Annotated in this window: 13 protein-coding genes and 1 tRNA gene; 2 read left to right on the forward strand and 12 right to left on the reverse strand. The window is 39.9% G+C overall.

What is annotated here, in order from left to right; all coding sequences use genetic code 11:
* Nucleotides 1-11: 11 nt before the first annotated feature.
* The 6 genes from NQT69_RS02110 to NQT69_RS02135 all read right to left on the reverse strand — a co-directional run bounded on the left by NQT69_RS02110 (nt 12) and on the right by NQT69_RS02135 (nt 4,629).
* Entirely contained in the window at nt 12-629 is a 618-nt protein-coding gene (locus NQT69_RS02110) for an FKBP-type peptidyl-prolyl cis-trans isomerase (protein ID WP_256826058.1), read from the reverse strand.
* A gap of 92 nt (nt 630-721) precedes the next feature.
* Complete coding sequence (locus tag NQT69_RS02115; RefSeq protein WP_256826059.1) at nt 722-1,108, reverse strand: hypothetical protein; 387 nt, start codon at nt 1,106-1,108, stop codon at nt 722-724.
* A 48-nt stretch (nt 1,109-1,156) separates the two neighbouring features.
* Nucleotides 1,157-1,247, reverse strand: a tRNA-Ser gene (locus NQT69_RS02120).
* A gap of 64 nt (nt 1,248-1,311) precedes the next feature.
* Nucleotides 1,312-1,689, reverse strand: coding sequence for a hypothetical protein (locus tag NQT69_RS02125; protein ID WP_256826060.1), 378 nt, complete (start codon nt 1,687-1,689; stop codon nt 1,312-1,314).
* A 195-nt stretch (nt 1,690-1,884) separates the two neighbouring features.
* Complete coding sequence (locus NQT69_RS02130; RefSeq protein ID WP_256826061.1) at nt 1,885-2,433, reverse strand: NAD(P)H nitroreductase; 549 nt, start codon at nt 2,431-2,433, stop codon at nt 1,885-1,887.
* Nucleotides 2,434-2,667: 234 nt separating this feature from the next.
* Nucleotides 2,668-4,629, reverse strand: coding sequence for an oxidoreductase (locus tag NQT69_RS02135; RefSeq protein ID WP_256826062.1), 1,962 nt, complete (start codon nt 4,627-4,629; stop codon nt 2,668-2,670).
* A gap of 218 nt (nt 4,630-4,847) precedes the next feature.
* On the opposite strand from NQT69_RS02135, the gene sppA reads away from it, so the two are divergent.
* Both sppA and ansA read left to right on the forward strand, forming a co-directional pair.
* Nucleotides 4,848-6,713, forward strand: coding sequence for a signal peptide peptidase SppA (gene sppA, locus NQT69_RS02140; protein WP_256826063.1), 1,866 nt, complete (start codon nt 4,848-4,850; stop codon nt 6,711-6,713).
* Between the two features lie 73 nt (nt 6,714-6,786).
* A complete protein-coding gene (gene ansA, locus NQT69_RS02145) occupies nt 6,787-7,797 on the forward strand; it encodes an asparaginase (RefSeq protein WP_256826064.1) in 1,011 nt (336 codons plus the stop codon).
* Nucleotides 7,798-7,868: 71 nt separating this feature from the next.
* Here ansA and NQT69_RS02150 read toward each other — a convergent pair whose 3' ends face one another.
* The 6 genes from NQT69_RS02150 to pyrD form a co-directional block, all read right to left on the reverse strand.
* Complete coding sequence (locus NQT69_RS02150; protein WP_256826065.1) at nt 7,869-9,608, reverse strand: DUF3466 family protein; 1,740 nt, start codon at nt 9,606-9,608, stop codon at nt 7,869-7,871.
* 11 nt (nt 9,609-9,619) lie between these two features.
* Nucleotides 9,620-11,536 carry an ATP-binding cassette ATPase Uup gene (uup, locus tag NQT69_RS02155; RefSeq protein WP_256826066.1) on the reverse strand — a complete coding sequence of 639 codons (1,917 nt, stop codon included), beginning with the start codon at nt 11,534-11,536 and terminating at the stop codon, nt 9,620-9,622.
* A gap of 17 nt (nt 11,537-11,553) precedes the next feature.
* Nucleotides 11,554-11,793 (reverse strand): glutaredoxin family protein, encoded by a 240-nt coding sequence (locus tag NQT69_RS02160; RefSeq protein ID WP_256826067.1) that lies wholly within the window; start codon nt 11,791-11,793, stop codon nt 11,554-11,556.
* Entirely contained in the window at nt 11,786-13,903 is a 2,118-nt protein-coding gene (rlmKL, locus tag NQT69_RS02165) for a bifunctional 23S rRNA (guanine(2069)-N(7))-methyltransferase RlmK/23S rRNA (guanine(2445)-N(2))-methyltransferase RlmL (RefSeq protein WP_256826068.1), read from the reverse strand. The genes NQT69_RS02160 and rlmKL overlap by 8 nt, the downstream gene beginning before the upstream one ends.
* 90 nt (nt 13,904-13,993) lie before the next feature.
* Nucleotides 13,994-14,524, reverse strand: coding sequence for a cell division protein ZapC domain-containing protein (locus tag NQT69_RS02170; RefSeq protein WP_256826069.1), 531 nt, complete (start codon nt 14,522-14,524; stop codon nt 13,994-13,996).
* Nucleotides 14,525-14,643: 119 nt separating this feature from the next.
* Complete coding sequence (pyrD, locus tag NQT69_RS02175) at nt 14,644-15,654, reverse strand: quinone-dependent dihydroorotate dehydrogenase (protein WP_256826070.1); 1,011 nt, start codon at nt 15,652-15,654, stop codon at nt 14,644-14,646.
* Between the last annotated feature and the right edge of the window lie 27 nt (nt 15,655-15,681).

The following is a 15,681-nucleotide window of genomic DNA, read 5'->3' on the forward strand; positions in this document are numbered from 1 at the left end:
TTTGTAAGCTATTACAGAATAGCGTGTAACTCAACATCAAAAACAAGTGTTGAGAAAGGTGCGATTGCAGCACCGGCACCACGTTCACCATAAGCAAGCTCATGAGGAACATAAATACGCCACTTAGTGCCAACAGGCATCATTTGTAATGCTTCAGTCCAACCTTTAATAACGCCACCAACTGGGAATTCAGCAGGTTGACCGCGCTCATAAGAGCTATCAAAAACAGTACCATTAATAAGTGTACCGTGGTAATCAACACGTACTGTAGATTCAGCTGTTGGCTTTTCGCCTTCACCTGTTGCAAGTACTTCGTATTGAAGACCTGACTCAGTTACTGTGATTTCTGGACGTTTAGCATTCTCTTCTAAAAATGCGATACCTTCAGCAGAAAGTACTTTAGCTTCTTCTTCGCGACGAGCTTGAATTTCAGTGTTGATTTTTTCAAATGCAGCTTGGATTTCAGGAATTTCAACTTGGAATTCACCGCCGGCATAAGCATCTTTCATGCCTTCAAATACTGAATTTAAGTTTAGACCTTCAAAAGGGTTCGCTTTAAGTTGCTCGCCCATTTGTAAACCAATACCGTAACTTGCTTTTTCAGCATCTGTAGTAAAATTATCTGACATAATGTGTTTCACGTTTGTTTGTACCAGCCAACCTGCACTGATACCAGTTAAAAGACGCGCCTATGCTATCATAAAAAAAAGCCCTTTTGGGCTTAGTTTTTATGGAGTTTTTGCTTAACCATAGCCATTATTAGGGTAAGTATTGGTAAGCTGATTAAAATACCCGCAAGTAACTCTCGACTTAATAATGCATGAGCTCCCACAAATATAATTGGCACTAAAATTAAACCCACGACGCCAATAACACATGCGCCAATCACTGGCCAAAATTTATCGTATTTAGTGATCAAGTGTGCACTCAACACATTAAAACCAAGACAATATAGTAATGAAGTGACAAGTACCGCATCTGGTTGCGCATCAATAGCCATTTTAACCAATAGATTTATAGCGCTATGGTAACAATAAGCAAAAACAACCCACAGTAAGCTGTGCATTAAGATACGTTGAAATATATTTATTTGACGAGGCTCAGACATATAAACTCCAGATAGCAAAAAGCCGCCCTGAAGGCGGCTTTTCAAATATGGTGGAGAGATAGGGATTTGAACCCTAGAGGGGCTACAAACCCCTGCCGGTTTTCAAGACCGGTGCATTCGACCACTCTGCCATCTCTCCGTACGGCGCGAATAATAGGTGTTACTAAGTTGATTGTAAAGCCCTATTGATGAAAAAGCGTAAATTAATAGTATTGCTTTGGACGTTTAGCAATCCATGAACAAAGCAAACAGACTAATAAACTTAGTGTGGCAAAACTCAAACATTGAAATATCAAATCAAACTTATTCAAATCATCACTGGGCATGATCACTAAGACAAAGGCAGGTAAGATACTCAACATGAGTACGTAAAAGCACACTTTAAATGCTCGGCCAAAATCAAAACGACGCGTTCGTTGCATCCACCAAGTTAATACCACTAAAACAGAAATCGAAGAGATTGCAACTAAATGAGGGGTTTGCGTACTAAAAGCCGTATAAAGTGTTACCACCGCTCCAACTAATCCCCAGAGCGACCACGTTAACCACTTTTCTTTTTCACGTAAAAATAAATTTCCCATTGTACTCGTCTTCTTTATTGTTATTGTTAAGACTTTCCATACAGTAACAAAAAATAACAGATTAAAAAACACACTGAGGAAGATTAACTAAAATTGCATCCAAGCACTTCTCACTGCCTATAACTCGTTCCAAGGTACCAGTTATTACCTTAATGGAATCTGACTATGAGAAATGCAAAAAGTTCAGTATGTCTATTAGAGATTTGTAAAAAACTGTTCTGGCTTGTGTTTAGCAGATTTTTTACAATCAATTTCTGGGGTACCTAAATATAAATAACCAACTATTTCATCTAATTGATCAAGGTTAAGCTCGGCTTTAACTTGTTCACTTTGAGCAAAATAACCTGTCCGCCATACTCCACCAAGTCCCTGTGCGAATGCAGCTTGCTGCATGGCTAATACTGCACAGCCAGCGCTTTGTACTTGCTCTATCCTTGGTACTTTAGGATGCGCCTGATATTTAGCTATTGCAATGATAATCATAGGTGCTCGTAGTGGAAGCTGTTTAGCACGGCTAATAACTTTATCATCTTGTTGCTCAGCGACGGCACTACGATAATATATATCGCCTAAACGGTCTCGAGCCTCACCTGTTACTACAATGAACTGCCAAGGGGCAATACAGCCATGATCAGGCACTCGCAGTGCAGCTTGTTTTATAATGGCTAGCTGTTCATCGTTCGGAGCAGGTTCAATTAGACGAGGATCTGATTGTCGGGTCAATAAAAGCTCAATTGCATCCATAAATATTCTCAAAAGCAAAAAACGTAGCTTATCATTTATGATTTAAAGATGTATAGACGTTAGCGAGTTAGTTCACAGTAACAGTAATACTTGGAACTGTCTAAAAGTAGAGCTGATGGCCTTGTATTGGGAGTAGACAAATTGTGCTGGGCGCATAATTTTAAACTCATCATAACAGTCACACTCTTTTTATTTATATAGAGCTAGAGCGCTATGATGAGCAGATGATTTTAGCTAAATTTTACGAGCAACTTGTAATGCTTCATAAATAGCACGCTTTGCATCTATGGCTGCAGCCAATTTTGCACCACCAATGACATGAACTTTCGGGTTTTCACTTAATGATGCCAATTCTTCATTGTTGGACACTTGACCAATGCAAGCAATCACCGTATCAACTGGGAGAACTTGCTGTTCTCCTGCAACCTCAATGGTTAATCCTTGTTTGTTAAACGATAAATATTGGCAATCAGCAATTTGCTTTACCTCGTGCTGTTTAGCAACGTGACGATGTATCCAACCTGTGGTTTTCCCTAAGTCACCGCCAAAACGCCCTGCACTTCGCTTGAGCATATATAATTGGCGACTGTCCTTATGAGGAGAAGGTGTACATTCTATACCCCATTGTGATTTAAATTCGTCAATAGATTGCTCACGTTTTTCAGTTAAAAAAGCCACCATATCAAAACCAATGCCACCAGCGCCTAAAATAGCAATGGATTCACCAAGTTCAACTTCACCTCTGATCACCTCATCATAGGCATAAACTCGTTTACCATCGTCACAGCTAAAAGACGCTTCTCTTGGTCTAACGCCCGTGGCAAAAACAACATCATCGTACGCTTGCAGCATATCTTGTGAAAATGCTTTACCAAGTTCTGTATTCACTTTTAGTCGCTCAAGCTCATTGATGAAATATGTAAGCGTATGATTGAAATCCTCTTTACCTGGGATCCGCATCGCTAAATTAAACTGCCCCCCCATATCCGTTTTTTTATCAATCAGGGTAACTTTATGGCCTTTTTGCGCTAAATAACAACTTGCGGAAAGCCCCGCAGGCCCAGCACCAACCACCAACACGTTTTTAGCTTTTTGCGTTTGTTCAAGCGGGTAATCCAATTCAAAACCCGCTTGCGGATTAACTAAACAGGTTGCTCTTTTGCCCTTAAAGACATGATCCAAACAGCCTTGGTTACAGCCTATACAAATGTTTATTTGCTTACTTTGTTGCTCTTTATACTTATTAAAGAACGCAGGATCTGCAAGTAAAGGCCGTGCCATTGATATCAAATCAGCTTCACCTGCATTTAGAATATCGTTAGCTATTTCAGGTGTATTAATTCGATTCACTGCTATAACGGGTAACTTCACAGCGTCTTTTAAACGTTTAGAGGCATCTTTAAATGCACCTGCAGGCACCATGCTTGCAATCGTAGGCACTCTTGCTTCGTGCCAACCAATACCTGTGTTTAATATATCAACACCAGCTTGTTCTAAGGCTTGTGCTTGAATAACCACTTCTTCAGGTGTTGAGCCATCGGGAATCAAATCCACCACTGACAGTCTAAATATAATTAAAAACCGATCACTGACTTGTTTACGTACAGCCCTAACTATTTCAAGGGCTAGGCGCATTCGATTTTCTAAACTACCGCCGTATTCATCAGTTCGTTTATTGGTATGCGGCGCCATGAACTCATTAATTAAATAGCCTTCAGAACCCATGATTTCAACACCATCATACCCAGCCTTCTCAGCAAGTTTTGCTGATTGGGCAAAATCTTTAATCGTTTTTTTAATACTGCCTAACGACATTGCTTTAGGTTTATAAGGATTGATAGGTGCCTTTATGGCACTTGGCGCTTGATTGAACGGGTGATAAGCATAGCGCCCAGCATGAAGCAGTTGTAAGCAAATTTTGCCGCCGTATTGGTGAACAACATCAGTGTAAGCTTTATGTTTAATGACATCATAAAGGCTATTAAATGAAGATGAAATTGGGGTTAGTTTACCTCTTAGGTTTGGGCTGTAACCACCGGTTATAATCATACCGGTTCCCCCTTTAGCCCGAGCTTCGTAAAATGCTTTCAAGCGCTTACGGTTATGCCAGCCTTCTTCTAAGCCGGTGTGCATTGAGCCCATAACTAAACGGTTACGTAATTGTGTGTGCTTTAATTGTAATTGTTGTTCTAACATCCTCTGCCCCAATCAACTGGTCTAACCTCTATACATTAGCGAATTCTGCTTGATTGGCAAGTAATAAGCAACAAATCGTGTAATAAATGTAAAATTTTTAATGAAAATAGCGGTGCTTTATTTTCGTAAATACTTAGTTACGATTTAACAGTTAAATTTATTTATATTCTAGGCTACTATAGTGAGAAGTATAAGCTGTACCATATTAAGGACTTATTTTGATAGCAAAGGTATTTAAAGGGCTTTGGGCGGGGTTAAACTTTTCTCGTCGCTTAGTACTCAATTTATTATTCGTATTACTCGTTATTTTATTTATTGTTGCCATTGCAGGTGACGAGGATGAAATTAAAGTGGCAGACACATCAGTCCTTCGTTTGAACCTGAATGGGCCGATCGTTGAAGAAAAAACGTATGTTGATCCTGTCGAAGCGGCCATAAACGATGCAACCATGGGCAGTGAAGCACCTGCTGAAATACTACTTGATGATATCATCGAAGTAATCGATCAGGCAGCAAAAGATGACCGTATTAGTGTAATGTTGCTTGATTTGCAAAAGATGCCGAATGCTCATCTCAATAAGCTAAAACAGATAACACAAGCAATTGAACGCTTTAAAGCAGAAAATAAACAGGTAATCGCAACAGGGTATTATTATACTCAAGCGCAATATTATATTGCAGCTCACGCTGACGAGATATCTATGCATCCTTATGGTGGTGTTGCCATTGAAGGCTATGGCATGTATCCGCTGTATTTTAAAGATGCATTGGAAAAACTTGCTGTAACCCAGCATATCTTCCGTGTTGGTACTTTTAAGTCAGCTGTTGAACCTTTCATGCGCAACGATATGTCAGAGGCAGCTAAAGAAGCTAACCGTGTGTGGTTAGGTGCTTTATGGCAGGAATATAAACGTGATGTTGCAGCCGTGCGCCCTTTTGATGAGTCAAACTTTGACGAAACAATGGATGATCTACTTACTAAAATGCAAGCCGTAAACGGTGATTCAGGTAAGTATTCTTTAGAAAATCAATGGGTTGATTCTTTAAAAACTAATCAGCAAATTCGTCAGCAGCTTATCGATATGGTTGGTACAGAAGAAACCGGTAAAACCTTTAATCAAGTATCATTCTATGAATATTTATCACTGGTTAAGCCTCCTGTTGAGTTTGACAACCCAATCACTGAAAAAGTAGCGGTTGTTGTTGCTAGAGGCACCATTTCAGATGGCGAGCGCAAAGCCGGAGAAATTGGTGGTGACTCTACAGCAGCTTTACTTCGCAAGGCACGCCTTAATGACAAAGTGAAAGCTGTGGTTCTACGTATCGACTCAGGCGGTGGTAGTATGTTTGCTTCTGAAGTGATACGTGCCGAAGTACTTGCACTTAAAGCTGCCGGTAAACCTGTTATTGCATCTATGAGCTCTGTAGCAGCATCTGGGGGCTACTGGATTGCATCAGCGGCTAATGAAATTTGGGCTGCACCAAGTACGATTACTGGCTCTATTGGTGTGTTTGGTAGTTTCATGACATTTGAAAATACCATGGCCAAACTTGGCGTATATTCAGACGGTGTCGCCACAACAGAGATGGCTGGTTTATCTATTACCCGCCCATTAAATGAAAAAATGGCTCAGGTCATTCAACTAAGTGTTGAAGATGCTTATAGACGCTTCTTAGATGTCGTTGCAGATGCGAGAAATATGACTCCAGAGCAAGTAGATAAAATAGCACAGGGGCGTGTCTGGATTGCATCACAAGCGCAGGAACTAGGTTTAATTGATAAGTTAGGAAATAAACAAGACGCAATTGAAGCGGCTGCTGCTTTAGCAAAATTAGACTTTTATGAAGTTAAAACAATTAAACAAAGCCTAACGCCGCAGGAACAGATGATGCAGGACATTTTTGGTAATGCATCGGTTAAAGCGCTTATTGGCAGCTCAACTACAACACAAAGTGTGTTAGCAAGCCAAGCTAATTTAAATTCAGTTGTGCAAAAGCTAAGTGCTGAAATTGACGATTTAAAAGACTACAACGATCCGCAGCATATTTATTCTCGTTGTTTAGTGTGTAACGTTATTCAGTAAATCAGTCGTTCTCGACTGTACTCTATACCTGCACAGGTTATACTAAGCCCAGTTTTTCTACTGGGCTTTTTTTATGAAACGTAAACGTATTTATATCGCATACACAGGCGGTACTATCGGGATGAAAAAATCAAGCCGTGGCTACATCCCGGCAGAGGGTTTTTTAACTGAAACCGTGGTCAATAACGCAGAGTTTAACCGCGATGAAATGCCGCTATTTGATATTCACGAGTATTCACCTCTAATTGACTCATCTGATATGTCACCTGAGCATTGGCAACTCATTGCCGATGATATCAAAAGTAAATACCACGATTATGATGGTTTTGTTGTTCTTCATGGTACTGATACCATGGCCTATACTGCATCAGCGCTATCTTTTATGTTTGAGAACCTAACGAAGCCAATTATAGTTACTGGCTCACAAATCCCTTTGTCTCAACTGCGCTCTGATGGACAAGTGAACTTACTTAATGCGATGTACTTAGCAGCTAATTACCCTATTGCAGAGGTGAGTTTATTTTTTAATAACCAGCTATTTCGTGGTAACCGTGCCACTAAAGCACATGCTGATGGATTTGATGCTTTCGCTTCACCAAATTTAGAGCCTTTGGCACTCTCAGGCATTAACATTCAACTGTTAAAAGGTCAGCTTAGCCCTTATGTTGAAAATGAGCTTCAAGTTACAAACATTACCCCACAACCTATTGGCGTTTTATACCTTTATCCAGGTATTAGTCACGCTGTGGTTAAAAGCTTAGTTAACGACAATATAAAAGCGTTGGTATTATTAAGTTTTGGTGTGGGGAATGCGCCACAAGATCCAGATTTTTTGGAAATTCTTTCGACTGCAAGTAAACGTGGCATGGTCATTATCAACTTAACTCAGTGCTTAAAGGGTCATGTTAATATGGGAGGCTATGCAACAGGAAACGCCCTATTAAATAGTGGCGTAATTAGCGGCTATGATATGACATTAGAAGCATGCTTAACAAAGCTCCATTATTTATTTAGCCAACAGCTAGAAATCGAAACGATTCGCCATTTAATGCAAGACAACTTGCGTGGTGAGCTTAGCCGGTAAGTCTGCTTAATTTCGCAACGAAAAAGGCACGCTTAATAGCGTGCCTTTATTATATAGAATTAACTTAACAACTAACGGAATACGCGACGTAAGCCAACTAGCGGCAATAGTAATAACGTATACCAAGGGAAGCTGGCAGATTGACGCTCATAGGTTTCTGTTTCAGGATCTGAACAACTCTCTACTTCACCATCAATCGGGGTTAATTTAACCGCTACAGCGACACTTTCGTATTCAATATCGCCGTTAATATCTGTAACTACACCACCTAAGGTATCTGTTTTTTCAACCGTTTTCGTTGCGACACCAAAGATCTCGTTGTTGTTATTAATAGACTTCGCCTCTGAAACAACGTATTTGTAACGTGTTTCACCGTCTTCTTCATAACAAGGTAATAAATCATTTAAGTTGGTGATAGTGTCTTCACCTATCTTATACAGGAAGCCTTCGCGACGGCGTGAACCAACATTGAAAACATCAGTTTCACCTTCACCAACAATATAACCATTATCATTTATGTCATTTGCAATTGAGGCAGAACTAGTAAAATAATCAGTAGGAAACACTGTACTACCAGAGGCTATATCATGATAGAAAAATTTAAAGCGTGAGGCGCCTTCAATGTATTTAGTCGCGTAGCCAACTATTACATCACTCTCATTGATGCTAACAGCTTTACCACCAAACCAATCATCTTCTTGATCGACTATTTCAGTCACATTACCATCTTTAAAATAAACGGGTAACGATAAAATGGTATCAGAGTTTTCTACATATCGAACTGAAGAATAGCCTACTGCTATACCATTTTTATTAATCCCTAATGCATTACTTATAAATGCAGAACCCTCATCTTCCTCCGGAGTCAAGCCAAGACCTAGCGTTTCGGTATCAATTATATTTAAACTAGAGTCTAATTTCCACTTGACAGCTCGCAAGTCAAACAATTGTGATGATGAACCTCTATGTATATTTTCTATACAAACACTGATTAATTCATCTTCTCCATCACAGTTATCATCAATATTTTCTTGTCTATCCTCAGGGATCCCAGTTGAAACCTGGCCTACCACTGTGTAACCACTATTTGTTTGTACAATATCACTAGCAGAGCTAATACCACCATATTCATCAAATTCTGGAACCAGTGGAAATGCTACACCTGAGTCAGAAACAACAACACCGCGAGAAATAAACTCTCGTTCAAAATGGGTTTCTTCATCATCTTCACCATCAGGCGTGAAAAGCACTTTGTCATAAGGTGCACTACCCCAACCAACAGACACACCATCATCGGCAATTGCATTATAGAAATTACTAACAGAACGAGTTAAACCATCAAAGTCTACCGAGCCTATATCAAATAATACTTGCTCTTGTGCTGGTGAACCATCTTCTGAAAATCTGATTGCAGCAAGGTTTGCGAGCTTTTGATATTCAGAGTTATTTGCTTGACCGGTAAGAAACGAAAGCATAAAGCTATGAGCATCAGGGTTCGTAGCCGCAGCGTTATTATTTTGAATATCGTCAAGTGTGAAACTGATCTCTTTATCAATTAACTCATAATAGGCTTCTTCTTGATCATACGCACTTTCAATTAAACTATCTGTGAAGTCAATGTAACTAATATCAATAGGTAAATTATATAACCCATTCACTAAGCCAATCATATGACCATTTTCACTTACATCAGTAACATATCTATGTTTTGCTTCATCAAATGAACCAATCTCGGTCAATTCGTAGGTCGCACTTAAAGCAGATGTGCTCATCGTCGCTAAAATACTGGCAGCGAGTAATTTGTATTTCATTTTAGTCCTTACTACTGATTCTTTAAATCTTCAAGTTCTTCCCAGCGCTCTAACGCGGTTTCAAGGTCAGACTCAAGTTGTGCTAAATGGTTCAATGCTTGAGACGTAATGCTCGCGTCTTGTTTAAAAAAGTCTGCATCATTAACAATTGCTTGCTGATCATCTATTGCTTGTTCAAGTTGCTCAAGCTTACTGGGTAATTGTTCTAATTCAAGTTTTAATTTGTAAGAGAGTTTATTACCCTTACTTTCGACGTTATTAACAGTTTTAGCCGCGGGCTTTTCTGTTTTTTTAACCGGTGCCGCCTCTTGCTTTTTTTGCTCTTGTGCAAGGTAGTTTACATAAGCTTCATAGTCACTGTAACCACCAACTATATCAGTGATTGTGCCTTTACCTTCAAACGCCCACACACTGGTACATGTGTTATCGATAAACTCACGGTCATGGCTGACAATAAGTACTGTACCTTGATACTGGTTAATAATATCTTCTAACAATTCAAGGGTTTCAATATCTAGATCATTGGTTGGCTCATCCAACACCAAAATATTTGATGGTTTTAAGAATAACTTAGCAAGCAACAAACGGTTTTTCTCACCACCTGACAATGCTTTAACGGGAGTACGCGCACGCGCAGGAGGGAATAAAAAGTCTTGTAAGTAACCTAAAACATGACGTGAGCGCCCGCCCATCATAACTTCTTGCTTACCTTCAGCAACATTATCTTGCACTGTGGCTTCTTCATCAAGCTTTTGACGGTATTGATCAAAATAGGCAAACTCTAGGTTTACGCCTTGTTTTATATCACCACTGTCTGCTGCTAAATCGCCAAACAATAATTTTAATAGCGTGGTTTTACCAATACCATTTGGACCAACTAGTCCAATTCTATCACCACGCATCACGAGGGTAGAAAAGTCATTTGCAATCACTTTATCTTTAAAGGCATGGTGAATATGTTTTGCTTCAAATACCAATTTGCCTGAACGGTCAGCCGTTTCAATATTAAAGTCTGTTTTGCCAACTTGCTCAACACGCTGTTTACGTTCAACACGTAATTGTTTTAGCTCACGTACGCGTCCTTCATTACGTGTTCGACGTGCTTTAACACCTTGTCGTATCCACGCTTCTTCCTCAGCTAAGCGCTTATCAAACAATGCGTTTTGAGTCTCCTCGACTTTAAGGTCATGGGCTTTTTGCTCAAGGTAAGTTGCATAATCACCAGGGTAAGAGATTAGTTTACCACGGTCTAAATCTAAAATACGTGTTGCAATAGCACGGATGAACGCACGATCATGCGAAATAAAGACAATACCGCCTTTAAACTCTTTTAAAAATTGCTCTAACCACATAACACTGTCCATGTCCAAGTGGTTCGTCGGTTCATCAAGTAATAATAAATCGGGTTCACTGACCAATGCACGGGCTAATGCGACTTTACGCAGCCAACCACCTGAGAGTGACTCTAGTTTAGCCTCAGGCGAAAGCTCTAAACGCGTAAGCACGAGTTGAATACGACTATCAAATCGCCAGCCATCAGCAGCTTCTAATTTATTAGATAGGCGCTCTAACTGATTGAGTAACTTGTCAGTGCAATCGGTTTGCAGTTGTGTACTAACATGATGATAATCTATCAGTAAGTTAGCAATATCTGGCATACCTTGAGCAACATAGTCAAATACTGTGCCACTGGCGCCTTTTGGTGGATCTTGCTCTAAACGCGAAATTTTAATACCGCCAAGCTGATTGATTTCACCATCATCGAGAATCACCTGACCATCGAGTACTTTAAGTAAAGTCGATTTACCTGCACCATTTCGACCGACAATACAGACTCGCTCACCGGTTTCGATCACCGCATCAGCATTATCTAATAATGGGTGTGTACCATAAGCTAACTGTGCTTTTGAAATTCTTATTAAATCCATGTTATCTCTGTACTCTTTTATGCTGTTTGCGAGAATAACTGACGCACTTGCTGCGCAGTAAACGGCCAAAACAAGGCTTGGCCATTATCGCTTTTTAATACGGGAATACTGGTTTGATAAGCACAAATGAGCTCATCATTACTCATTATATCAACTAATTGCATAGAGTCGCCTGCGTGTAAGATTGGCACGATTAACTCATGAGCTTGCTCACATAGGTGGCAGCCCTCAGTATGATATAGCGTCCAATTAGCCATGAGTAATTAACCAGCTGTTATGAATTTGCTTATTGCGCTTAAAATCTGGTGATAATGTTTTCTCTGAAATGTTTACCGCTTTAAGCCCCAAACCAATTAGGCCGACTTCATCCATCGCAAAACCACGTTTGTTATTTGAGAAAATCAACGTCCCAGAAGGACTTAAGATTTTTTTCACCCAGGTTAGTAACTTAATATGATCACGCTGCACATCAAACGCGCCTTTCATTCGCTTTGAGTTAGAAAACGTCGGTGGGTCTAAAAAGATCAAATCATACTGGCTGGTCGCATACTCTAACCATTTTAAACAGTCTGCTTGCTCAAAACGATAACGGGTATTACTGATGTTGTTAAGTTCGAAGTTATCTTGCCCCCACTTTAGGTAGGTTTTTGATAAATCAACGGTCGTGATCGCTTTTGCTCCACCGAGTGCAGCATGTACAGAAGCGCTACCAGTATAGGCAAATAAATTTAAGAAGCGCTTATCTTTCGCATTTTGCTGAATATAACGACGAGCTAAACGGTGATCCAAAAACAAGCCAGTATCTAAGTAATCAAATAGATTTACTTTAAACTTAGCGCCAAACTCTTCGATAACTTGGGTTCGATTTTGTTTCGCCATCGGGGTATATTGCTCTTCCCCTTTTTGCTTTTTACGGACCTTAACAGCAATATTTTCCGATGCGATATTAAGTTGTTGTGCCGTTAAAGTGATGACATCTTGCAAACGTTTATGCGCAGTTGCATCATCTATTTCTTTTGGTGCTGCATACTCGAAGATAACTGCTGAGTCACCATAAACATCAACTGCCACGTTATACTCTGGAATATCTGCGTCATACACTCGATACGCTTGCACATCATTTTGCTTAAGCCAGTTTTTCAACCCTTGTTTGTTTTTCTTAACACGATTGGCAAAAGACATTGAGCCTTCAAAATTAAGCGCAGGCTTATCCTCTGTGGTTTGGCTTACTTGCTTATCATCCAATTGATATAAATTTAATACCACATCAAGCGGGCCATTTTTAAATTTATAACGTTTTAGCTTAACCAGTTTTAACAACTTAAACAGGCTTTCATCCATGCCCAGAAGTGCCAACTTCCAATTATTAAAGTGCTTTTTAAATCCCGTGCCTAAACTACGGTGTAAATCGACTAACTCTGCCATAGAGCCAATTCGTTCACCATAAGGTAAGTTTGAAATCACAACACCCGGCAACTTAGCCACTGAAGTCAGCTTAGTCGCATCGCTTTGTTTAAATTTGATAATCTCGGCTAAACCGGCACGCTTGGCATTTTCCACGGCTTTACTTAACACTTGTCCGTCGTAATCATGACCAATTAACCATAATTTAGGATCTGTAATTTGAGCTATAAGCTCTTCTCTTAATGCGTTAAATTTAGCAACACGAAAGCTTGGCAGTCGTTCAAAGGCAAATCCTTCTCTAAATAAGCCTGGCGCTTCATTGCGAGCCATACCAGCGGCTTCAATTAAAATGGTGCCAGCACCACAACAGGGATCAAATAATGGCTGTTGCACGTTTTCAAGCCAGCCACTACGTTTAATTAGTGCTGCAGCCAAATGCTCTTTGATAGGTGCTTTACCTTGCCCTTCACGGTAGCCACGCTCTGACAAGCGCGGGCCAGAATAGTCAATATACATAGCAACACCTTGGCGAGATAAGCGAGCGACTACACGCACGTTAGCATCTTGCTTATCAACGTTAGGACGCTGTTCATATAAATCATTAAAATAATCAACAATCGCATCTTTGATCACCAAGCCAGAGAACTGGGTGTTTTTTAGCGCATCATTGGTGCCATTAAAATCAACAGCGAAAGTTTGAGTAGGACCAAACCATTCCTGCCACGGCTGCAAGCGGGCAAATTTATACAGACTTTCTTTGTCATTCACGCCTTCTTTTTCTTCAATCAACATCATAACGCGCGTTGCGAAACGGCTCATTAAACAGACTTTTTGAGCTAATGTTGTATCCGCGTCAAAACGCACAGAGCCTACTGTTTGTTTGGTGACTGTTGCCCCAATCTCAGTAAGTTCATCAACCAATAAATTTTCGATTCCGATAGAAGTAAGCGCGATAAATTGCAAAGTAAAAACCCTTAGTAGCTAATTACGCGGGATTATAACATAGGTTGGCTGACAAACACGTGCAAAAGGGATGAACAATAAAAATTTTGCTTAGGCAGTTTTACTGTTCTGGGCGTGGGTATAAATAGGATGAACGCGATTATTAAGCACGCGTATCACTTCAAATTGATTAAGACTGAGATTCTCATCTAATTGATAGTGCTCGGATAGGCAGATACATAAAGAAGCATCTTCACTATGGTCGATAATTAAAAATTCACCGCATTGAATTCGAGATTGCAACTTAATCACAGCTTCTACGCTAGGTTCAACACCGGTGTAAGGTTGAAAAAACCAACTTTTAGCAAGCACGGGTTTTAAATGAAATTTTGCCGCAGTAGCATTGAGGGCAATTTGACATAACTGAGCTGGTTGCCAGAGGTTAAAACCATCAAGATATTGATAAACTTGTTGATAAAAAGCAGCATCTTCAAGGCTAAAGCAAGGTTCAGCTAATACGTAATCTGTTAACTGTCGAAGTTTATAAGGCGTGCACAGTTGCATGTCTTGGTCTAAATCAACCAAAAGACGGTTTTGTGTAGGACAAGCTATCCATTTCCATTGTTTTGATGCTTGTAACATGTGCTTCCTCATCGCTCCTAGATATTCTGCATTAATGAGGATTATAGCGGCTTTTGACCATTTAATAAATATTTTGTTAGAACATTTATTGAACGATCAAAAGCTTAGATAACTGATCCTTATAAGCCTGAGAGGATCGTTTTTACCAATCGCGGACCTTTGTATATAAATCCTGTGTATACCTGTACCAAATCAGCACCGCTGGCAAACTTCTCTTTTGCACTGTCTGCATCATCAATTCCACCGACACCAATAATAGGTAGTTTACCTTGTGTAAGTCGCTTTAGCTCTTTAACCACGTGGGTTGAGCGCTCGCGTACAGGTTGCCCAGACAAGCCCCCTGCTTCATTTGCATATTGCTGGCCTTGTACTGCCGTACGCTCAAGAGTGGTGTTTGTTGCAATCACACCATCGATCTTATTATTGATCAACGACTCACTCACCTGAGCTATTTGCACTTCATCCAGATCCGGTGCAATTTTAACGAGCATTGGCACCTGTTTATTATGTTTTGCTATTAAATCAACTTGTTCGTTTTTCAGACTCTGTAATAAATCGTCAAGTGCCTCTCCATATTGTAAATCACGTAAGCCAGGCGTATTAGGAGAAGAAATATTTACCGTAATATAAGACGCATGCTCAAATACTTTACGCATACAGTGAATATAATCATCTTTACCTTGTTCATTTGGGGTATCTTTATTTTTGCCGATATTAATACCTAAAATGCCATCATATTTAGCTGCCTTAACGTTATTTACTAAATTATCAACGCCTTTATTATTAAAGCCCATACGATTAATTATTGCGTTTGACTCAGGTAAACGGAAAATACGTGGTTTGTCATTCCCCGCTTGTGGCCGTGGTGTAACTGTACCAACTTCAATAAAACCAAAGCCCATTTGCGCAAATGCATCAATACATGCAGCGTTTTTATCAAGTCCTGCGGCTAAGCCAACGGGATTTTTAAACTTTAAACCCAAGAAATCCACGGGATGATCAGCCACTGATTGCGACCAAGCTGCACTAAAGGGTGTATTAGTAAAGCGGCGTAAATTATGTAATGCAAACTCGTGGGCCCACTCCGCATCACGAGTGAACATAAAACGGCGAGCAAGATCATAAAACATTAAAAAATCCTCTAAATAAAAAAATAC

Origin of the sequence: Pseudoalteromonas shioyasakiensis, from assembly GCF_024518675.1 — a bacterium.
GTDB lineage: Bacteria > Pseudomonadota > Gammaproteobacteria > Enterobacterales > Alteromonadaceae > Pseudoalteromonas > Pseudoalteromonas shioyasakiensis_B.